This window comes from Streptomyces sp. L2 (assembly GCF_004124325.1).
Classification (GTDB): domain Bacteria; phylum Actinomycetota; class Actinomycetes; order Streptomycetales; family Streptomycetaceae; genus Streptomyces.
In genome coordinates this window covers 533,671-551,742 of sequence record NZ_QBDT01000001.1, presented here as the reverse complement: position 1 = coordinate 551,742, position 18,072 = coordinate 533,671, and the positions used below count along the sequence as shown (strand labels likewise).

Here is an 18,072-nt window from a genome sequence, read left to right as displayed (position 1 = left end):
TCCCGGCCGCTCGGGGCAGCCATGGTTCTACCAGGGTGAGGGGAGCGGGCCCATGCGTCGTGGGGGACCTTCGGTTCTCGGGATCGTGCTGGCGGGCGGGGAGGGCAAGCGCCTGATGCCGCTGACCGCCGACCGCGCCAAACCCGCGGTCACCTTCGGCGGTACCTACCGGCTCGTCGACTTCGTGCTGTCCAACCTGGTCAACGGCGACATCCTGCGGGTCTGCGTGCTCACCCAGTACAAGTCCCACTCGCTGGACCGGCACATCACCACCACCTGGCGGATGTCCAGCCTGCTCGGCAACTACGTCACCCCGGTCCCGGCGCAGCAGCGCCTCGGGCCACGCTGGTACCTGGGCAGTGCCGACGCGATCCTGCAGTCCCTGAACCTGGTCCACGACGAACAGCCCGAGTACGTCGCGGTGTTCGGCGCCGACCACGTGTACCGGATGGACCCCCGGCAGATGCTCCGGCAGCACATCGAGGGCGGGGCGGGGGTGACGGTGGCCGGCATCCGGGTGCCGCGCACGGAGTCCTCCTCCTTCGGGGTGATCACCCCCGGCCCGGACGGCCGCACGGTGGAGCGCTTCCTGGAGAAGCCGGCGAACCCTCCCGGACTGCCCGACGACCCCGGACGTGTGTTCGCGTCGATGGGCAACTACCTCTTCACCACCAAGGCGCTGGTCGAGGCGCTGCACCGGGACGCCGAGGACGAGCGGTCCGTGCACGACATGGGCGGCTCGATCCTGCCGCAGCTCACCGAGCGGGGCGAGGCGCAGCTGTACGACTTCAGCGACAACCACGTCCCCGGCGAGACCACCCGGGACCAGGGCTACTGGCGGGACGTCGGCACGCTCGACGCCTACCACGAGGCGCACATGGACCTGATCGCCGAGCGGCCCGCCTTCAACCTCTACAACCGGCAGTGGCCCGTCTACACCCATTCCAACCAGCTCTCGCCGGCCCGCTTCAACGCGGGCGGCATAGCCAGCGAGTCCATCGTCAGCGCCGGCTGTCTGATCCGCGGTCAGGTCTCCCGCTCCGTGCTGTCGCCCGGCGTGCGGATCGACCCGGGCGCCGTGGTGCAGGGCTCCGTGCTGCACGACAACGTGCGCGTCGGCCGGGGCGCGGTCGTGCGCGGCGCCGTCCTGGACAAGAACGTCGAGGTCCCGCCGGGCGCCACGATCGGTGTCAATCCGCAGCGGGACGCGGAGCTGTACACCGTCTCCAAGGGCGGGGTGATCGCCCTGGGCAAGGGGCAGGCGGTGTCCTAGCCCGGCCGTCGAAGGGCGGCGTCCGTCGCGACGCGCCCCGCACGTCCCGCCCGGAATGCCCGAGTTCGCGTCGTTCGGCCTTCACGATGCAGGCAACGATGTCGAACCTTCGGAGGTCATCCGACATGAGAGGGACCCGGCGCACGCGCCTGTGCCTGGCCGGGGTGATGGCGGCGTCCGCGCTGATCACCACCCCCGACGCACGGGCCGCCGAGCGGACCGACGGCCACCTCACCGATCTGGTGAACCCCTTCATCGGGAGCCAGAACGAGGGCAACACCTTCCCCGGTGCCACCGTGCCGTTCGGCATGGTGCAGCTCTCCCCGGACACCGGGCACAACACCGGCTACGACTACACGCAGAACCGTATCCGCGGCTTCTCCCTCGTCCACCTCTCCGGCGTCGGCTGCCGGATCGGCGGCGACCTGCCCGTGCTGCCCACCACGGGAGACGTCACACAGACGGACTACGCCCAGTACGCCGCGGGCTTCTCCCACGCCGACGAGGAGGCGAGCCCCGGCTACTACCGCGTCGGCCTCGACTCCGGCATCCGCGCCGAACTGACCGCGACCGCCCGGACCGGCGTGCAGCGGTACACCGTCCCGGCCACCGCCCACGCCAACGTGCTGCTGAACGCGGCACAGGCGCTGCACCGGCCGGTCACCAGCACGGTCGAGATCCTCGACGACCACACCGTGCGCACCGCGATCACCGGCCACGGCTTCTGCCGCGACACCGCCCCGTACACCGTCTACACGATCACCCGTTTCGACCGGCCCTTCACCGCCTACGGCACCTGGGACGGCACGGCGCTCACGCCCGGCTCCCGCACCGGCCACGGGGGCGCTTACGTCCGCTTCGACACGACCCGGGACCGCACGGTCGAGGCGACCACCGCCCTGTCGTACGTCGACGCGGGCGGCGCCGCGGCCAACCTGCGCGCCGAGGGCGGCCGGCCCTTCGACGCCGTACGGCTGCGTGCGCGCGCGGCGTGGGAACGGCGGCTGTCCACCGTCCGGGTGAGCGGCGGCGCCCCCGCCCGGCGCCGGACCTTCTACTCGTCCCTGTACCGCTCGTTCCTCGCGCCCAACGTCGGCAGCGACGCCGACGGCCGCTACCTGGGCTGGGACCGCCGTATCCACCGCGCCCGCGGCTTCACCTACTACCAGAACTGGTCCCTGTGGGACACCTACCGCACCCAGGCCCAGCTGCTCGCCCTGCTCGCGCCCCGCGAGGCCCGCGACATGGCGCGCTCGGTGGTGCGGATCGACGAGGACGGCGGCTGGCTGCCCAAGTGGGGCTACGGCCCGGTCGAGACGAACGTGATGAGCGGCGACCCGGTCACCCCGTTCCTGACGACCGCGTACGAGATGGGCCTGCTCAAGGGGTTCGAGGAGGAGACGTACCGGGCGCTGAAGAAGAACGCCGACTCGGTGCCGCCCGCCGACTACCCCGGCATCGGCCGCGAGGCGAACGCCGACTACATCGCGCGCGGCTTCGCGCCGTACATCTGGAACCGCCCCTACGCCAAGATGGGCGACTCCGACTACCACCACGGCGCCTCCGTCACCCTGGAGTACGCGCTCGCCGACGCCATGCTCGCGCAGATGGCCCGCGGTCTCGGGCATGACGCCGACGCCGCCCGCTACGCCGCCCGGTCGCGGAACTACCGGAACGTCTTCGACCCCGCGACCGGCTTCTTCCGCCCCCGCGACGGTTCCGGCGCCTTCACCGGCTCCGCCGACCCGGCCCGCAGCCCGGGCTTCCACGAGGGCAGCGCCTGGCAGTACCAGTGGCTGGTGCCGCAGGACCTGCCCGGCATGGTCGCCCTGATCGGCGGCGAGCAGGCGGCCAACGACCGCCTGGACACCTTCTTCGCCTACGACCGGCTGCTCGCCGACCCCGGGAGCACGGCCCGCGAGGTGTGGGTGCACGGCGGCGCCTACGACTACTACAACGCCGCCACCTACAACCCGATGAACGAGCCCGACCTCATCGCGCCGTACACCTACCTGTCCACTGGCCAGCCCTGGAAGACCACCGACGTCGTCCACGCGGCCCTGACCCTCTTCACCGACGGCCCCACCGGGATCACCGGCAACGACGACCTCGGCACCATGTCCGCCTGGAACGTGCTGTCGTCCATCGGCCTCTTCCCCGTCCAGCCCGGCTACGGCACCTGGGGCCTGTCCACGCCCGTCTTCGACCGGGTCGACCTGACCCTCGACCCACGCTTCTGGCCCGGCGGCCGGCTGACGGTCACCGCGCCCGGCACCTCGGCCGCCGACCGCTACATCCAGGCCGTCCGCGCCGACGGCAGACCCGAACCGCGGACCTATGTGACGACGGCCCGGCTGCGCTCCCTGCGCACGCTCGCGTTCACGGTCGGCCCGCACCCGTCTGAGTGGGGTACGTCACCCGGGGCGGCGCCACCCGTCCTGAAGTGACCTCAGACGCCTCATGAGTCCCGCCCCTCCCACCGGGGCGGGACTTAATCTGTTGTTAACTGTGCGTAGCCTGATCGTACTTGACCGTAATCATCCGACGGGGTTTGACTGCTGGTCCACCCTTCGTCGACGCGAGGCATGCTCTTGACTTCCGACCTGCTCGCTCCTCTCGACCTGGCCTTCTGGAACATGGAGTCCGACCGGTACCCCATGCACCTCGGCGCGCTCGGCGTCTTCGCCGCCCACTCGCCCACCGCCGGCGCGCACGCCGCCGACCTGCTCGCCGCCCGCGCCGCCGCCGTCCCCGGCCTGCGCATGCGCATCCGGGACATGTGGCAGCCGCTCGCCTTCGGCGGCGCCGCCCGCGAGGCCGACCCCGGCTTCGACCCCCTGAACCACGTACGGCTGCACGCCCCCGCCGCCGACTTCCACGCGGTCGCCGGCCGGCTGATGGAGCGGCCCCTGGAGCGCGGCCGGCCGCCGTGGGAGGCCCACGTCGTGCCCGGCGAGGACGGGGTGTCCTTCGCTGTGCTGTTCAAGTTCCACCACGCCCTCGCCGACGGGCTGCGCGCGCTGAAACTGGCCGCCGGCGTGCTGGACCCCGTCGACCTGCCCGAACGCCCCCCACGGCCGGTGGAACCCCCGCGCGGACTGCTGCCCGACGTGCGCCGGCTGCCCGGGCTGCTGCCCGGCCTGGTCAGGGACGCCGTCCGGGACACGGTCAGGGACACGCTGTCCGACGTGGGCCGGGCCCTCGACATCGGCACCTCGCTCGCCCGGTCCACCCTCGGCATGCGGCCCACCTCCGCGCTGACCTCCGCGCCCAGCGGGACCCGCCGCACCGCGGGCGTCGTCCTCGACATCGACGACGTGCACCGGGTGCGCAAGAGCGTGGGCGGCACCGTCAACGACGTCCTCATCGCCGTCGTCGCCGGTGCGCTGCGCCGCTGGCTCGACGAGCGCGGCGACGGCAGCGCCGGGGTGGCGCCCCGCGCCCTCATCCCCGTCTCCCGGCGCCGGCCGCGCACCGCCCAGCCACAGGGCAACCGGCTCTCCGGGTACCTGATACCGCTGCCCGTCGGCGAGGCCGATCCGCTGCGCCGCCTCGACACCGTACGGACGGCGATGGTCCGCAACAAGGACGCGGGGTCCGAACGGGGCGCCGGGGCGGTGGCGCTGCTCGCGGACCACGTGCCGGCGCTCGGGCACCGGCTCGGCGGGCCGCTGGTCGGCCAGGCCGCCCGGCTGTGGTTCGACATCCTCGTCACCAGCGTGCCGCTGCCGGGGGTCGGGCTGCGGCTGGGCGGGCACGAGCTGACCGCGGTGTATCCGCTGGCGCCGCTGCCGCCGGGGCAGGCGCTGGCGGTCGCGATCTCCACGTATCGCGGGCACGTGCACTACGGGCTGGTCGCCGACGGTCGTGCCGTGCCGGACCTGGAGCGGTTCGCTCACGCGGTGTCGGCGGAGGTGGAGACGTTGCTCGCGGTGTGCGGCGACTGAAACGCCGGACCGGCCTCCGGCCGGACCGTGTTCCCACCCGCACCACCCGTACCACTTTCGTCGCCGGGTGCGGGTGGCCCTGGTGGGCGGCCCCCGCCGTCGGCGGCTGTGGGCCGTGGGTGGGGGCTTCGGTGGGGGGATGCGCCGTCGGCGGCGGCGGGCCGTGGATGGGGGTCCGGTGGGGTGATGCGCCGTCGGTGGCCGTGGGCCGTGGGTGGGGGCTTCGGTGGGGCGGATGCGCCGTGGGTGGACGGCGGGGCCGTGGGTCTGGGCACGCCGGGCCCTGCGGCGGGTTGCCTGTCCGCAGGCGGGGCTCCGGGGTGCTGATCTCGCCGAGTTTGGTGGTCGGCGCCCGCGCTCCGTAGACTTCCGCGTTCGAAAGCGGGCGCGAGTCGGAGCGCCGCTCGGGTGAGCAGGGAAGCGGCAGCGCGATGACGGTGACAGAGGACGGGGCGGCATCCATCGATGCCTCCATGGATACCACCATGGAGGAAGTCGTCTACGGGCCCGGGATCGACCCGCAGCGTCTCGCCGTGTGCCTGAGCGTGCTCGCGGAACTCGACACGCTGGACGTCGACCACCCCGACGCGATCCAGGTGCGCCGTGCCACCTCGCACATCTACCGCACGGTCAAGCAGCGCCGCCGCCAGGAGCGCCGGGCCGCCAAGACCGCCCACGACAAGGCCGTCACCGAGGCCACCGCCACCGGCTCCGCGGAGCGCATCGACGACGAGACCGAGGGCATCCTGCCCTCCTCCAAGGTGGAGGAGGGCCGTATCGCCGGGATACTCCAGCGCCCCCGCTCCTGCTACACCTGCAAGAGCCGCTACGTCGAGGTCGACTACTTCTACCACCAGCTCTGCCCGGCGTGCGCCGCGCTGAACCGCGCCAAGCGGGACGCCGGGGCCGACCTGACCGGCAAGCGCGCCCTGCTCACCGGCGGCCGCGCCAAGATCGGCATGTACATCGCGCTCCGGCTGCTGCGCGACGGCGCCCACACCACCATCACCACCCGCTTCCCCAAGGACGCCATCCGCCGGTTCAAGGCGATGGACGACTCCGCGGACTGGCTGCACCGGCTGGAGGTCGTCGGCATCGACCTGCGCGACCCCGCGCAGGCCGTCGCCCTGGCCGAGCAGGTCGCCGAGGCCGGACCGCTCGACATCCTGATCAACAACGCGACGCAGACCGTCCGCCGGCTGCCCTCCGCGTACGCGGCCCTCGTCGACGGCGAGAGCGCCCCGCTGCCCGCCGGTGAACTCCCCGCCCACCACGTCATCGGCGCCTTCAACTCCGGCGCCGTCGACGGCATCGCCGCGCTGCCCGTCGGCGTCGCCGGCGGCCTGGAGGCGCAGCAGGTCGCCGACCTCGCGCTCGTCGCCGGCAACGCCAGCGTCGCCCGGCACCTGGACGGCACCGCCATCGACGCCGGCGGCCTCGTGCCCGACGTGGTCGACACCAACACCTGGGTGCAGTCCATCGAGCAGATCTCGCCGGTGGAACTGCTGGAGACCCAGCTGTGCAACTACACGGCGCCGTTCATCCTGATCAGCAAGCTGCGCCCGGCCATGGCCGCGGCCGCGCGCCGGGCCCGCAGCGGGCGCTCGTACGTCGTGAACGTCTCCGCCATGGAAGGCGTCTTCAGCCGCGGCTACAAGGGTGCCGGGCACCCGAACACCAACGCCGCCAAGGCCGCCATGAACATGGTCACCCGGACCAGCGCCGAGGAGATGTTCCGCACCGACGGCATCCTGATGACCTCCGTCGACACCGGCTGGATCACCGACGAGCGCCCGCACTACGAGAAGCTGCGCCTCGCCGAGGCCGGCTTCCACGCGCCCCTCGACCTGGTCGACGGCGCGGCCCGGGTCTACGACCCCGTCGTGCGCGGCGAGGCGGGCGAGGACCTGTACGGCGTCTTCCTGAAGGACTACGCGCCCGGCAAGTGGTGAGTGGAACGGCTCCGACTGGGAAGTAGGTGGGTGGGGGCAGCGTGCAGTAAGGGAAGTGGGTGATGACTCATGACCGATCAGCACGGTATCGATCCGCGCGCCAAGTCCGATCCGCGCAATCGCTACGCCACGGACGAGGAGTTCTACGCCAGTGACCGGACCGACGGCGGGGCACTGGAGGAGGACCGTCCGCGAGGCGGCGACAGGGACCCGCTGCGGCATCCCTGGACCTGGGGCTCCATCGCCCTGGTCGTCTGCGTCTGCCTGGTGATCATCATGGGAATCGCGTTCTTCCCCTGAGCGGACCGGACCGCCGAGGAGCGTCCCGAGGACCGATCAGGAACCGACGCAGACCGACGAGGACCGATCGAGGACGGCGCACCCCCTCGTGGGGGCGCCGTCCTGACGCACGCTCGAATGACTGTTCGCTCCACTAGGCCGGGTGGGTGATTCCCGGGTGGGTGATTCGCCTCAAATAGCGCCATATTTACTCCTATTGCAGGGTGAAAAGGCCGCAGATAGTTACTCCTTGTTTGCCTTCCCTATCGAGCGGCCCCGCGCTCATTTGGTTACTCTGAAGTGGACGGACAGCAGCACGGGGTCCCACCCACACCCATCGTCCGTCCCGGGGCGAGCCGCTCACAACGGTCTGTCCTGCCACGAGGAACCGGCGCCACCGCGTCCGTACAGGCCTTCCATCCAGACCCGAACGGGCGTCGAGCGGCACCGTGCAGGCTGACCGTCCCGCCCCGAGGGTGACCCGACACATAAGGAGTGCGCGGTGACACCGGAGACAACGAATCGCGAGCAACGCCCCAAGGAACGCACGGAGCGCAAGGGCCGCCGGTCCGACGAACTCGGCAGCCTCGACGTGTGGGCCCGGTCGGCCCCGATCCGCCTCGCGGGTTACGAGGACGACCTCGCCGAACCCCACATCCTGCCCAGCGTCGACTGACCCCCTGAGGGCCGGACCCGTCGCGATCGTTGGACCGCATGGGCGTGACAGACTCACGCCCATGCCGATCAGAGAAGCCGTGGCCGGCGACTGGCCACGGATCTGGCCGTTCTGGCACCGCATCGTCGCCGCCGCCGAGACCTACACGTGGGACCCCGAGACCCCGGAGGACGCGGCCCGGACGCTGTGGACGGCGCCGCCCAAGCGCGTCTACGTCGCCGAGGACCCCACCGGCACGGTGACGGGCTCGGCCTACCTCACCCCGAACTACGGCGGACCCGCCTCGGCCATCGCGGGCGCCGGCTTCATGGTCGACCCGGACCACGCCGGACGCGGCATCGGCCGCGCCCTCGCCGAGCACGTCCTGGCCGAGGCCCGGGCCCAGGGCTACCGGGCGATGGTCTTCAACGCGGTCGTCGAGACCAACCCGGCCGTCGGCCTGTGGACCTCCCTCGGCTTCACCGTCCTGGCGACCGTCCCGGAGGCGTTCGACCACCCCCGCCACGGCCTGGTCGGCCTGCACATCATGTACAGGGCGCTCGACTGAACGAGCGCCCCGCCCGCTACGGCTGATCCGCCACCGGTGCCGTGCGCCGCCACGGACGCAGCTCCTCCAGCTCCGCCGCCAGCGCCAGCAGGTCCGCCTCCGTGCCGGGCCGCCCCACCAGCTGTACGGCACAGGGGGCGCCCGAGGGCAGGGTGCCGAACGGGACGGACATCGCCGGCCAGCCCGTGAGGTTCCAGGGCGGGGTGAACGGCGAATACGCCGAGTTCACCAGGATGTTGCGCAGCCAGCCCCGCTCGTGCCACGGCCCGGCCTTGGGGGAGCGCCGGGCCAGCGCCGGCGTGAGCAGGACGTCGTACTCCGTGAAGAAGGGGGTCAGCCGGGCGCGGAGCCGGTCCCGGCCGGCCCCGGTGCGCACCGTGCCCACGAAGCGCCGGCCCACCGCCGCGTGCACCCGGGTCCGGCGGGCCAGCCGCGCCGGATCGAGCGCCGCCGCGTCCACCGCCGTACCCGCCGTCCAGTGCTGGATCGCGGTCACGCCCAGCGAGGCCGGATACGGCGGCCGGGCGAGCCGCACCCGGTGCCCGGCCCGCGCGAGCACCCCGGCCGCCTCCCGGACCGCGGCCGCGTACGGCCTGCTGACGCTCACCCCGGCGAGCGGGCTGCGCGGCGCCACGGCGACGCTCCGGCGGGGCCGGTCCGCGGGCAGCGGGAACTGAGTGTCCGCGAGGACGCCCAGCATCAGCCGCAGATCCTCGACCGTGGTGGCCAGCGGCCCGTTCTCGGACATGCCGAACCAGTCGCCGTTGCCGATCCCGGCCGGCACCACCCCGTGCCCCGCCTTCAGCGTGACGAGGCCGCAGTTGGCCGCCGGGATGCGCAGCGAGCCCATGCCGTCGTTGCCGAGCGCGAGCGGCACCAGCCCGGCGGCCACCGCGGCCGCACTGCCCCCGGACGAGCCGCCCGCCGTCCTGGTGGTGTCCCACGGGTTGCGGGAGGTGCCGTAGACGCCCTCCGTGGTGCCGAAGACACACAGTTCGGGCACGTTCGTCAGGCCCATCACCACGGCGCCGGCCGCCCGCAGCCGGGCCACCGTCACATGGTCCTCGGCGGCCGGAGTGTCCGGGGTCGCGGCGGTGCCGTTGCGGTGTGCCTCCCCGCGCACGGACAGGTTGTCCTTCACGGCCACCGGCACGCCCGCGAGGGGCAGTTCCGTCAGATCGGCGCGCGAGCCGACCTCGTCCGCTTCGGCGAGCGCCGCCTGTGCGCGGACCGCGCGGAAGGCTTCGATCCGGCCGTCGAGCCGTTCGATCCGGGCGAGGTGCTCGGCCACCACCTCGCGCGGTGTGACCCGCTTCTCGCGTACGGCGGCGGCGATCTCGGCGGCGGTCCGCCCGGCCCAGCTGCTCACGCGCACTCCTCGGCTGCTCGTCGGCTACTCGCCGGTACGGAAGGCTTGCAGGAGAACTGTGCCCCCTCACGCGCGGTACGTCGAGAGGCCAAGGGACTGATCACCCCGGCTGATCACCCCCGGTCGGCCGCCGTCCGCTCGGCCGCCGTCCGTTCGCCCGCTGCCCGCTCGCCGCCCCCGTGCTGCCCCGGCCCGTCAGGCGCGGCACCGGCACGCCCACCGCGCGGGCCTGGCCGCCGTCCAGCAGCGCGAGCAGTTCCCGGGCCGCCGTCCGCCCGAACTCGGCGCTGTCCCGGGACAGGGCCGACAGCCGGGGCGTGACCATGCGGCAGAGCGCCGAGTCCTCCCAGGACACCACCGACACGTCCTGCGGGACCCGGAAGCCCAGCTCGTAGGCCGCCGCCACCCCGGCGACCGCCATCACGTCGTTGTCGTAGATGAGCGCCGTCGGCGCGGAGGCGGCGCCGAGGACACGGCGGGTGACAGCCGCGCCCTCGGCGTCGGAGTAGTCCGTGGTCACCGAGCGGACCTCCGTCAGACCCCGGCGCTCCGCCTCCGCACGCAGGGTGGCGATACGGCGCTGGGTGTGCGCGAGACCGGGCAGGCCGGCGATGTGCACGATCCGCCGGTGCCCGAGAGCCGTCAACTCGTCGACGACGGAGGCCATCGCACCCGCGTCGTCCGCCCAGACCGTCGAAAGACCGGGGTGCCGCACATCGGGCTCCCCGCCGATCACCACCGCCGGCAGGCCGAGTTCGTCGAGCAGACCGGGGCGGGGGTCCTCGGCGCGCGGGTCGGCCACCAGCACGCCGTCCACCCGGTGCTCGGCCCACCAGCGCCGGTACACCGCGCACTCGTCGGCCACGTCCCCGGCCACCTGGAACAGCAGCCCGAGGTGCCGTTCGGCCAGCACCTCCTGGATGCCGGACACCAGTTGGAGGAAGAACGAGTCGACGCCGAGGGTGTGCGCGGGGCGGGCCAGGACGAAGCCGACCGTCGCCGCGCCCTCACCGGACAGGGCGCGGGCCGCCGTACTGGGATGCCAGCCCAGCTGCTCGGCCACCCGGTGGACCCGCGCCCGGGTGACCTCGGAGACGCCGGGCCTGCCGTTGAGCGCGAAGGAGACGGCGCTCTCGGAGACGCCGGCGCGCCGCGCGATGTCCTTCATCGTCGGCCGGCGTGCGGGGGACCGCTTGGACGGCACCTTTCCCTCCCTCGGAACAGTAACCACTAATGCGCTTGAGTGCCCTGACTCTAAAGCGCATTAGTGGATAAGGGCAAGTCTTCACATGCGCGGCTCTGACCTGCACTAATGAAGTGCTGATTTCTTTAGTTGCGGCGAATGCATTGACTTTCCCGGACCGGCCCGGGCAAGGTCCCTGGCGTCCCCAGCCGCCACGCCCCGAGGGAGCCGTGTCACCGTGCCCACACCCCGCAGAACCTTCGCCGCCGCCGCCTTCCTCGCCCTGGTCCTGCCGCTCAGCGCCTGCGGCTCGGGCGGGGACGGCGGCGGCTCGACCGACGCCTCGGGCAAGGTCGAGGGCGACATCACCTTCCAGACCTGGAACCTGCGCGCCAACTTCAAGTCGTACTTCGAGGGCGTGGTCGACGGCTTCGAGAAGAAGTACCCCGGCACCCACGTGAAGTGGATCGACCAGCCCGCCGAGGGCTACGCCGACAAGATCAGCGCCGACGCGGCCGGCGGCACCCTCCCCGACGTCGTCAACGTCTCCCCGGACCTGGTCGCCCCGCTCGCCAAGGCCGGCCTCGCCCTCGACCTCGACAAGGCCGCGGCGAAGTACAAGTCCGAGTACCTGCCGGGCGCCTGGGCCAGCCACCAGGTGCCGGGCCTGAGCGGCACCTACGCCTTCCCCTGGTACCTCAACACCGGCCCGCTCTTCTACAACAAGTCCCTGTTCACGGAGGCCGGACTCGACCCCGCCCAGCCGCCGAAGACGTATGACGAACTCTTCACCGACGCCCTGCGCATGGCGAAGGAGAGCGGCGGCAAGGTCGCCACCCTCGCCAACGTGCCCACGATCGAGGACTTCGGCCGCTACGGCGTCCCCCTCATGAACGAGGAGGGCACCGCCTTCGCGTTCAACGACGCCAAGGGCGTACGGCTCCTCACCAAGTACAAGGAGCTGTACGACGCGGGGGCCCTGGATTCGCAGGCGCTGACCGCCACCCCGGAGTCCTCCGGGAAGAAGTTCCTCACCGGCGCCGTCGCCATGAACCCCGGCAGCGCGCTCGACCTGGAGAACTTCAAGAAGCAGGCGCCGAGCCTGTACAAGAACATCGGGATCACGGACCAGATCACCAGCACCGGGCACGTCAACATGTACGTGATGGGCGTGATGGTGAACTCCCGGACCAAGCACACCCCGGCCGCGGTCGCCTTCGCGCACTACGTCACCGACGCTGAGCACCAGATGTCCTTCGCCAAGAAGGTCGCCATCTTCCCCAGCACCGCCGGCTCCCTCGACGACCCGTACTTCACCAAGGAGGACGGAACCGACGTCACCCGCGTCCGGGTCGCCGCTGCCAAGTCCCTGAAGACCGCCGTCAACTACACGCCCGTGCTGTTCAGCGAGCAGATGAAGACCGCGCTGCGCAACGAGGTCGCCAAGGCGCTGCAGGGCAAGGAGAGCCCGAAGGAAGCCCTCGACAACGCTGTCAAGTCCTGCGACCAGCTGCTGAAGCAGCAGGGCTGACCTGCCGTGGCCGCCCCCACCGCACCGCACGCCGCACCGCATGCCGCATCGCACCCAGCACCGCCGGCTGCCCGGGTGCGCCGGCAACTGCCGACCAGTCCCTGGCTGTTCGCCGCACCCGGGCTGCTCATCGCCGGCGCCTTCGTGCTCTATCCGTTCGTCTCCACCCTGGTGAACTCCTTCACCGACCGGCGCACCCTGGTCCCGGGCGGCTTCGTGGGCCTCGACAACTTCCGTGAACTGCTCCACGACGACATGTTCTGGACGGGCCTGCGCAACAGCACCCTGTACATCCTGGGCGTCGTACCGGCCCTGGTGATCCTGCCGCTGCTGCTCGCCCTGCTGGTGCAGAAGAACATCCCCGGCATCACGTTCTTCCGCTCCGCCTTCTACACCCCGGTCGTCGCCTCCATCGTCGTCGTCGGGCTCATCTGGGTGTGGCTGCTGGACGAGCGGGGCCTGGTCAACTCGCTGCTGGAGACCGTGGGGATCGGCCGGGTCGGGTTCCTCAGCGACCAGTGGCTGCTCCTGCTCAGCGCCATGGCGGTCACGGTGTGGAAGGGGCTCGGCTACTACATGATCATCTACCTGGCGGCGCTGGCGAACGTGCCGCGCGAGCTGCACGAGGCCGCCGCCGTGGACGGAGCGGGCCCGGTCCGCCGCTTCCTCACGGTCACCGTGCCGGCCGTGCGCTCCACCATGGTGCTGGTCGCCGCGCTCTCCTCGGTCGCCGCGTTCAAGGTGTTCTCCGAGGTGTACCTGATGGCGGGCCCGAGCGGCGGGCCGGCCGGCGAGGACACCACCCTCGTCATGCTCGTCCAGCGCACCGGCACCGGCCTCACCGGCCGCGTCGGCTACGCCTCCGCCCTGTCCGTCGTCGTCTTCGCCGTCACCGTCGCCCTGATGCTGCTCGTCCTGCGGGCCGACCGGAGGGAGGAGACATGAGCGTCCTGGAGAAGGTACGGCCCGCACGGCCGGCCCCCGCCGCCACCCGCGAGCGCCGCCGCGTCACCGACGAGCACGGCCGGCGCGTCCGGATCGGCGAACTGGCCCTGCGTTACCTGCTGCTGACCGCCGTCCTCGCCCTCACCGTCGGCCCGTTCCTGTGGCAGCTGTCCACCTCGCTCAAGGGGCCCACCGAGGACATCTACAGCTCGCCGCCGACGTTCCTGCCGAGCCATCCCACCCTGCACAACTACCAGCGGGTCGCCGACACCATCCCCGTCTGGGACTACGCGCTGAACTCCCTGAAGGTCGCCACCGCCAACGTCGTGACGAACTGCGTCGGTTCCGCCCTCGCCGGGTATGCCCTGGCCCGGCTGCGCTACCGCGGCCGGCGCGCGGCCACCTTCGCGTTCGTGCTGGCGATGCTCGTGCCGGTGGAGGGCATCGTCATCGCCCAGTTCACGACCATGCGGGAACTCGGCCTGAACAACACGCTCATCGGGGTCGTGCTGCCCGGCTCGATCGGCGCCATGAACGTACTGCTGATGCGCAACGCCTTCCGCAACCTGCCGTACGAGATCGAGGAGGCGGCCTACGTCGACGGCGCCAACGTCTGGCAGCGGTTCCTGCGCGTCGCGCTGCCGTCGGTCAAGGGCACCCTCGCCGTCGTCGCGATCTTCGCCTTCATGGGCGCCTGGGACGACTTCCTCTGGCCCCTCATCGTGCTCAGCGACCCGTCCCGGTTCACCCTCACCATCGGCCTCAACTATCTGCACGGGACCTTCGCGAACGACGAGCGGCTGGTCGCCGCCGGCACCGTCATCGCCGTGGCCCCGCTCATCGCCCTGTTCGCCTGCCTCCAGCGGTACTTCTTCCGCGGGGTCGGCGAGGGCGCCGTCAAGGGCTGAGCGCCGTCAAGGGCTGAACCAGCTCCCCGCCAGCTCCCCGCCGTCTCGCCCCGCCCGCCTCGCCCCGCCTCGCACAGACCAGCAAGGACCCCCGTATGCCCCCTGCCGTGCGCTTCGGCGTCAACTACACCCCGAGTGAAGGGTGGTTCCACCACTGGCTCGACTTCGACCTGGACTCCGTGCGCGCCGACCTCGACGCGATCGCCGCGCTGGGCCTGGACCACATCCGGGTGTTCCCGCTGTGGCCGTACTTCCAGCCCAACCGCACCCTGATCCGGCCGCGCGCCGTGGAGCAGCTGGTACGGCTGGTCGACGCGGCCGGGGAGCGCGGGCTCGACGTCAACGTGGACGGGCTGCAAGGGCACTTGAGCAGCTTCGACTTCCTGCCGGCCTGGACCAGGACCTGGCACCGGCGCAACCTCTTCACCGACCCGCGGACCGTCGAGGGCCAGGCCGACTATCTCCGCGCCCTGGCGACCGCCCTCGCGGGACGGTCCAACTTCCTCGGCCTCACCGTCGGCAACGAGGTCAACCAGTTCTCCGCCGGCCCGCACCCCGACCCCGACCGCGCGGACACCGACGCGATCGACGCCTGGCTGGAGCGCATGCTCGCCGCGTGCGAGCAGGGCGCCCCCGGCCGGATGCACCTCCACGCCGAGTACGACGCCACCTGGTACCAGGACGACATGCCGTTCACCCCGGCCCAGGCCGCCCGCCTCGGCGCCGTCACGGCCGTCCACTCCTGGGTGTTCAACGGCACCGCGCAACGCCACGGCCGCAGCGCCGTGCCCACCGAGCACCACGCCGCCTATCTGATCGAGCTGAGCAAGGCCTGGGCCGAGGATCCGCACCGGCCCGTCTGGCTCCAGGAGGTCGGCGCGCCCGCGCCCCTGATCCCCGCCGCGCACGCCGCCGCCTTCGCCGCGGCGACCGTGACGAACGCCCTGGACTGCCCCGACCTGTGGGGGATCACCTGGTGGTGCTCCCACGACGTGTCCCGCTCCCTCGCCGACTTCCCCGAACTCGAATACGGTCTCGGGCTGTTCACCAACGACCGGCGGCCCAAGGACATCGCGCGCGTGCTGGCCGACGCGGCCCGCGCACCCCGGCCGGCCCCGGACGCGCGCACCACCGCCCTCGTCGTCCCGGCCGACCCGGCCCGCCGCTCCCGCTGCGCCCCGGGCGGGCCCGTCTTCGACGCGTTCTTCGCGCTCGTCGCCGACGGCGCCCGCCCCACCACCGTCCTCGACACCCGCGCGGACGACAAGGACCACCTCGCCGCCCGCTCCATCACCGATGTCGTCACTCCCGACCAGGTACTCCCCACCCCCCAAGGAGGCCCTCGCTCGTGAACCCCACCAGACGCACCGTCCTGCTCGCCGGCACCGCCGCCGCGCTGCTCCCCGCCACCCCGGCCCTCGCCCGCGCCGGACTCCCGGCGGCCACACCGCCGTACGCCTCCTACTGGTACCCGGACTCCCTCCCCGACGGCAGCCCCGGCCCCGGCATCACCTGGCGCAGCCTCGCCGGCTGGCGCCCCGACAGCGACGCCGACCTCGCCTTCAACGCCGCGTCGGTCCCGCTTGCCGCCCGCTTCACCCCGACCCCGGCGAACCGCACCGCCCGCCCGGACCAGGCCCGCGTCCAGGCCCTGGTCTCCTTCGGCCCGACCTCGTCCAACCCCTCCCAGGGCTCGGCCACCGCCGACTACTACGCCCCCACCCACTGGGCCTACCTGGACGAGCTGGTGTTCTGGGGCGGCTCGGCCGGCGAGGGCCTGATCCTCTCCCCGAACGCGCCCGTAGTCGACGCGGCCCACCGCCACGGGGTGCCCGTCCTCGGCAACATCTTCCTGCCGCCCGCCGCCTACGGCGGCCAGCTGCGGTGGACCGAGGACCTGGTGCGGACGGACGACCGGGGCCGCTACCCGCTCGCCGCGCGACTCGTCGCGGTCGCGGCGGCGTACGGCTTCGACGGCTGGTTCGTGAACGCCGAGACAGGCGGCGGGAACACCGCACTCGGCACCGCCATGCTGGGCTTCGTACGGGAGCTGAGGACGCTCGCCGCCGCCCGGGGGCAGCGGGTGACCTGGTACGACGCGATGACCGTGAACGGCACGGTCAGCTGGCAGGGCGCACTGGACGACCAGAACCAGGCGTTCTTCGAGGCCGCCGACGACATGTTCGTCGACTTCCGCTGGAGCGCGGGCACCCTGGCCTCCTCGGGGGACAGGGCGGACCGACTGGGCCGTGACCGCTACCAGTTGTGGGCCGGTGTCGACGTCGAGTCCAACGGCTCCGGCACATATGTCGACTGGGACGCGCTCGTGCCGGCCGGGAAGCCGCACGTCGCCTCGGCCGGCCTCTACCGGCCCGAGTGGACCCGCAACCACCTGCCCGCCGACCGGCGCACCCCGAGCGACTTCCACGCGGCCGACGACCGGTTCTGGACCGGACGGTCCCTGGATCCGGCCCGGCCCGACGCGACCGACCCGTGGCGGGCGCCGGCGGTGTCGGTCGCGGACCGGTCGACGGTGGCCTCGGTGCCCTTCGCGAGCGTGTTCAACACGGGGCACGGGTTGCGCTGGTACGAGCGGGGCGAGGTCACCTCGGACGCGCCGTGGAACCACCTCGGGCTCCAGGACCGGCTGCCGTCCCGGCAGTGGGTGGTGCGGACGGCGGGGGAGCGGCCGTCGGTGGCCTTCGACTTCGACGCCGCCTGGCGGGGCGGCAGCAGCGTGCTGGTGGCCGGTGAACTGGATCAACCCGTGGTGCTGGATGTGTACGCGACCCGGCTGCCCGTCGGTGTGAACTCGGTTGTCGAGCTGGTCTTCCGCACGGAGGGGGCGGATGCGGATGCGGCAGGGGGTGAAGGCGAGGTCGGCGTCGACCTCGCGGTGGCGACGGCCGAGCCGGGCGAACCGGGTGACGCGCCGCCGTACACCTATCTGCCTGTGAACCCGGTCAACAAGCACGTCCGTGTGCGGTCGGTCAACGGCTGGCGGACGGCCACCCTACGGCTCACCGGCCTGACCGGCACCGTCCACGCCCTCGGCGTCCGCCTCACCGCGCCCGCCTCCGCGTCGGCCTCCGCGCCCGGTGGCGGCCCCGTGCGCTGGCGGCTCGGCGGTCTCGCCGTCCACGACGGCACCCCGCACCGCCCGGCCGCCCCCTCCCGGCTGCGCGTCACCGCCGCCACCGCCGGCGACCTGCGCTTCGCCTGGAACCCCGCCGAAGGCGACAGCAGCCCCCGCCACTACGAACTCCACCGCGTCCTGCCCGACGGCGGCCGCCGCTTCCTCGGCGGCACCTGCCAGCACGCGTACTTCGTGCCCGGACCGCGTCCCGAGCCTGGAGAGCGCAGGGGACGGTTCGAACTGCGAGCCGTGGGGGAGCTGTACGACACGTCGACCCCCGTGACCGTCACCCACACCTGGTGATCACCCGGAAACCCCGCAGGAGC

14 protein-coding genes are annotated in these 18,072 nt (G+C 72.4%); 12 read left to right on the top strand and 2 right to left on the bottom strand.

Going from position 1 to position 18,072, the window contains the following annotated elements:
- Nucleotides 1-52 precede the first annotated feature (52 nt).
- From glgC to DBP14_RS02460, 7 genes are all read left to right on the top strand, one after another.
- Nucleotides 53-1,273, top strand: coding sequence for a glucose-1-phosphate adenylyltransferase (glgC, locus tag DBP14_RS02495; protein ID WP_129305410.1), 1,221 nt, complete (start codon nt 53-55; stop codon nt 1,271-1,273).
- Nucleotides 1,274-1,398: 125 nt separating this feature from the next.
- Complete coding sequence (locus tag DBP14_RS02490) at nt 1,399-3,720, top strand: GH92 family glycosyl hydrolase (RefSeq protein ID WP_129305409.1); 2,322 nt, start codon at nt 1,399-1,401, stop codon at nt 3,718-3,720.
- 144 nt (nt 3,721-3,864) lie between these two features.
- Entirely contained in the window at nt 3,865-5,220 is a 1,356-nt protein-coding gene (locus tag DBP14_RS02480; RefSeq protein WP_129311637.1) for a wax ester/triacylglycerol synthase family O-acyltransferase, read from the top strand.
- A 431-nt stretch (nt 5,221-5,651) separates the two neighbouring features.
- On the top strand, nt 5,652-7,172 hold the full coding sequence (locus DBP14_RS02475; protein WP_129305408.1) for an SDR family NAD(P)-dependent oxidoreductase: 1,521 nt from the start codon (nt 5,652-5,654) through the stop codon (nt 7,170-7,172).
- A 69-nt stretch (nt 7,173-7,241) separates the two neighbouring features.
- A complete protein-coding gene (locus tag DBP14_RS02470; protein ID WP_129305407.1) occupies nt 7,242-7,472 on the top strand; it encodes a hypothetical protein in 231 nt (76 codons plus the stop codon).
- A 481-nt stretch (nt 7,473-7,953) separates the two neighbouring features.
- Nucleotides 7,954-8,127, top strand: a complete 174-nt coding sequence (locus DBP14_RS02465) for a hypothetical protein (RefSeq protein ID WP_129305406.1) — start codon at nt 7,954-7,956, stop codon at nt 8,125-8,127.
- A gap of 61 nt (nt 8,128-8,188) precedes the next feature.
- Nucleotides 8,189-8,674 carry a GNAT family N-acetyltransferase gene (locus tag DBP14_RS02460; protein WP_129305405.1) on the top strand — a complete coding sequence of 162 codons (486 nt, stop codon included), beginning with the start codon at nt 8,189-8,191 and terminating at the stop codon, nt 8,672-8,674.
- Nucleotides 8,675-8,690: 16 nt separating this feature from the next.
- On the opposite strand, the gene DBP14_RS02455 is transcribed toward DBP14_RS02460, so the two are convergent.
- Both DBP14_RS02455 and DBP14_RS02450 read right to left on the bottom strand, forming a co-directional pair.
- Entirely contained in the window at nt 8,691-10,043 is a 1,353-nt protein-coding gene (locus DBP14_RS02455; protein ID WP_129305404.1) for an amidase, read from the bottom strand.
- Nucleotides 10,044-10,143: 100 nt separating this feature from the next.
- Complete coding sequence (locus DBP14_RS02450) at nt 10,144-11,247, bottom strand: LacI family DNA-binding transcriptional regulator (RefSeq protein WP_129305403.1); 1,104 nt, start codon at nt 11,245-11,247, stop codon at nt 10,144-10,146.
- A 217-nt stretch (nt 11,248-11,464) separates the two neighbouring features.
- Here DBP14_RS02450 and DBP14_RS02445 point away from each other — a divergent pair, with 217 nt between their 5' ends.
- The 5 genes from DBP14_RS02445 to DBP14_RS02425 all read left to right on the top strand — a co-directional run bounded on the left by DBP14_RS02445 (nt 11,465) and on the right by DBP14_RS02425 (nt 18,049).
- On the top strand, nt 11,465-12,757 hold the full coding sequence (locus DBP14_RS02445) for a sugar ABC transporter substrate-binding protein (protein WP_129305402.1): 1,293 nt from the start codon (nt 11,465-11,467) through the stop codon (nt 12,755-12,757).
- A 75-nt stretch (nt 12,758-12,832) separates the two neighbouring features.
- Complete coding sequence (locus tag DBP14_RS02440; RefSeq protein ID WP_129305401.1) at nt 12,833-13,702, top strand: sugar ABC transporter permease; 870 nt, start codon at nt 12,833-12,835, stop codon at nt 13,700-13,702.
- Nucleotides 13,699-14,610 (top strand): carbohydrate ABC transporter permease, encoded by a 912-nt coding sequence (locus tag DBP14_RS02435; protein ID WP_129305400.1) that lies wholly within the window; start codon nt 13,699-13,701, stop codon nt 14,608-14,610. Before DBP14_RS02440 ends, DBP14_RS02435 begins: the two co-directional genes overlap by 4 nt.
- A gap of 95 nt (nt 14,611-14,705) precedes the next feature.
- Nucleotides 14,706-15,962, top strand: coding sequence for a cellulase family glycosylhydrolase (locus DBP14_RS02430; RefSeq protein ID WP_129305399.1), 1,257 nt, complete (start codon nt 14,706-14,708; stop codon nt 15,960-15,962).
- Entirely contained in the window at nt 15,959-18,049 is a 2,091-nt protein-coding gene (locus DBP14_RS02425) for an endo-beta-N-acetylglucosaminidase (RefSeq protein WP_129305398.1), read from the top strand. Before DBP14_RS02430 ends, DBP14_RS02425 begins: the two co-directional genes overlap by 4 nt.
- Nucleotides 18,050-18,072 lie beyond the last annotated feature (23 nt).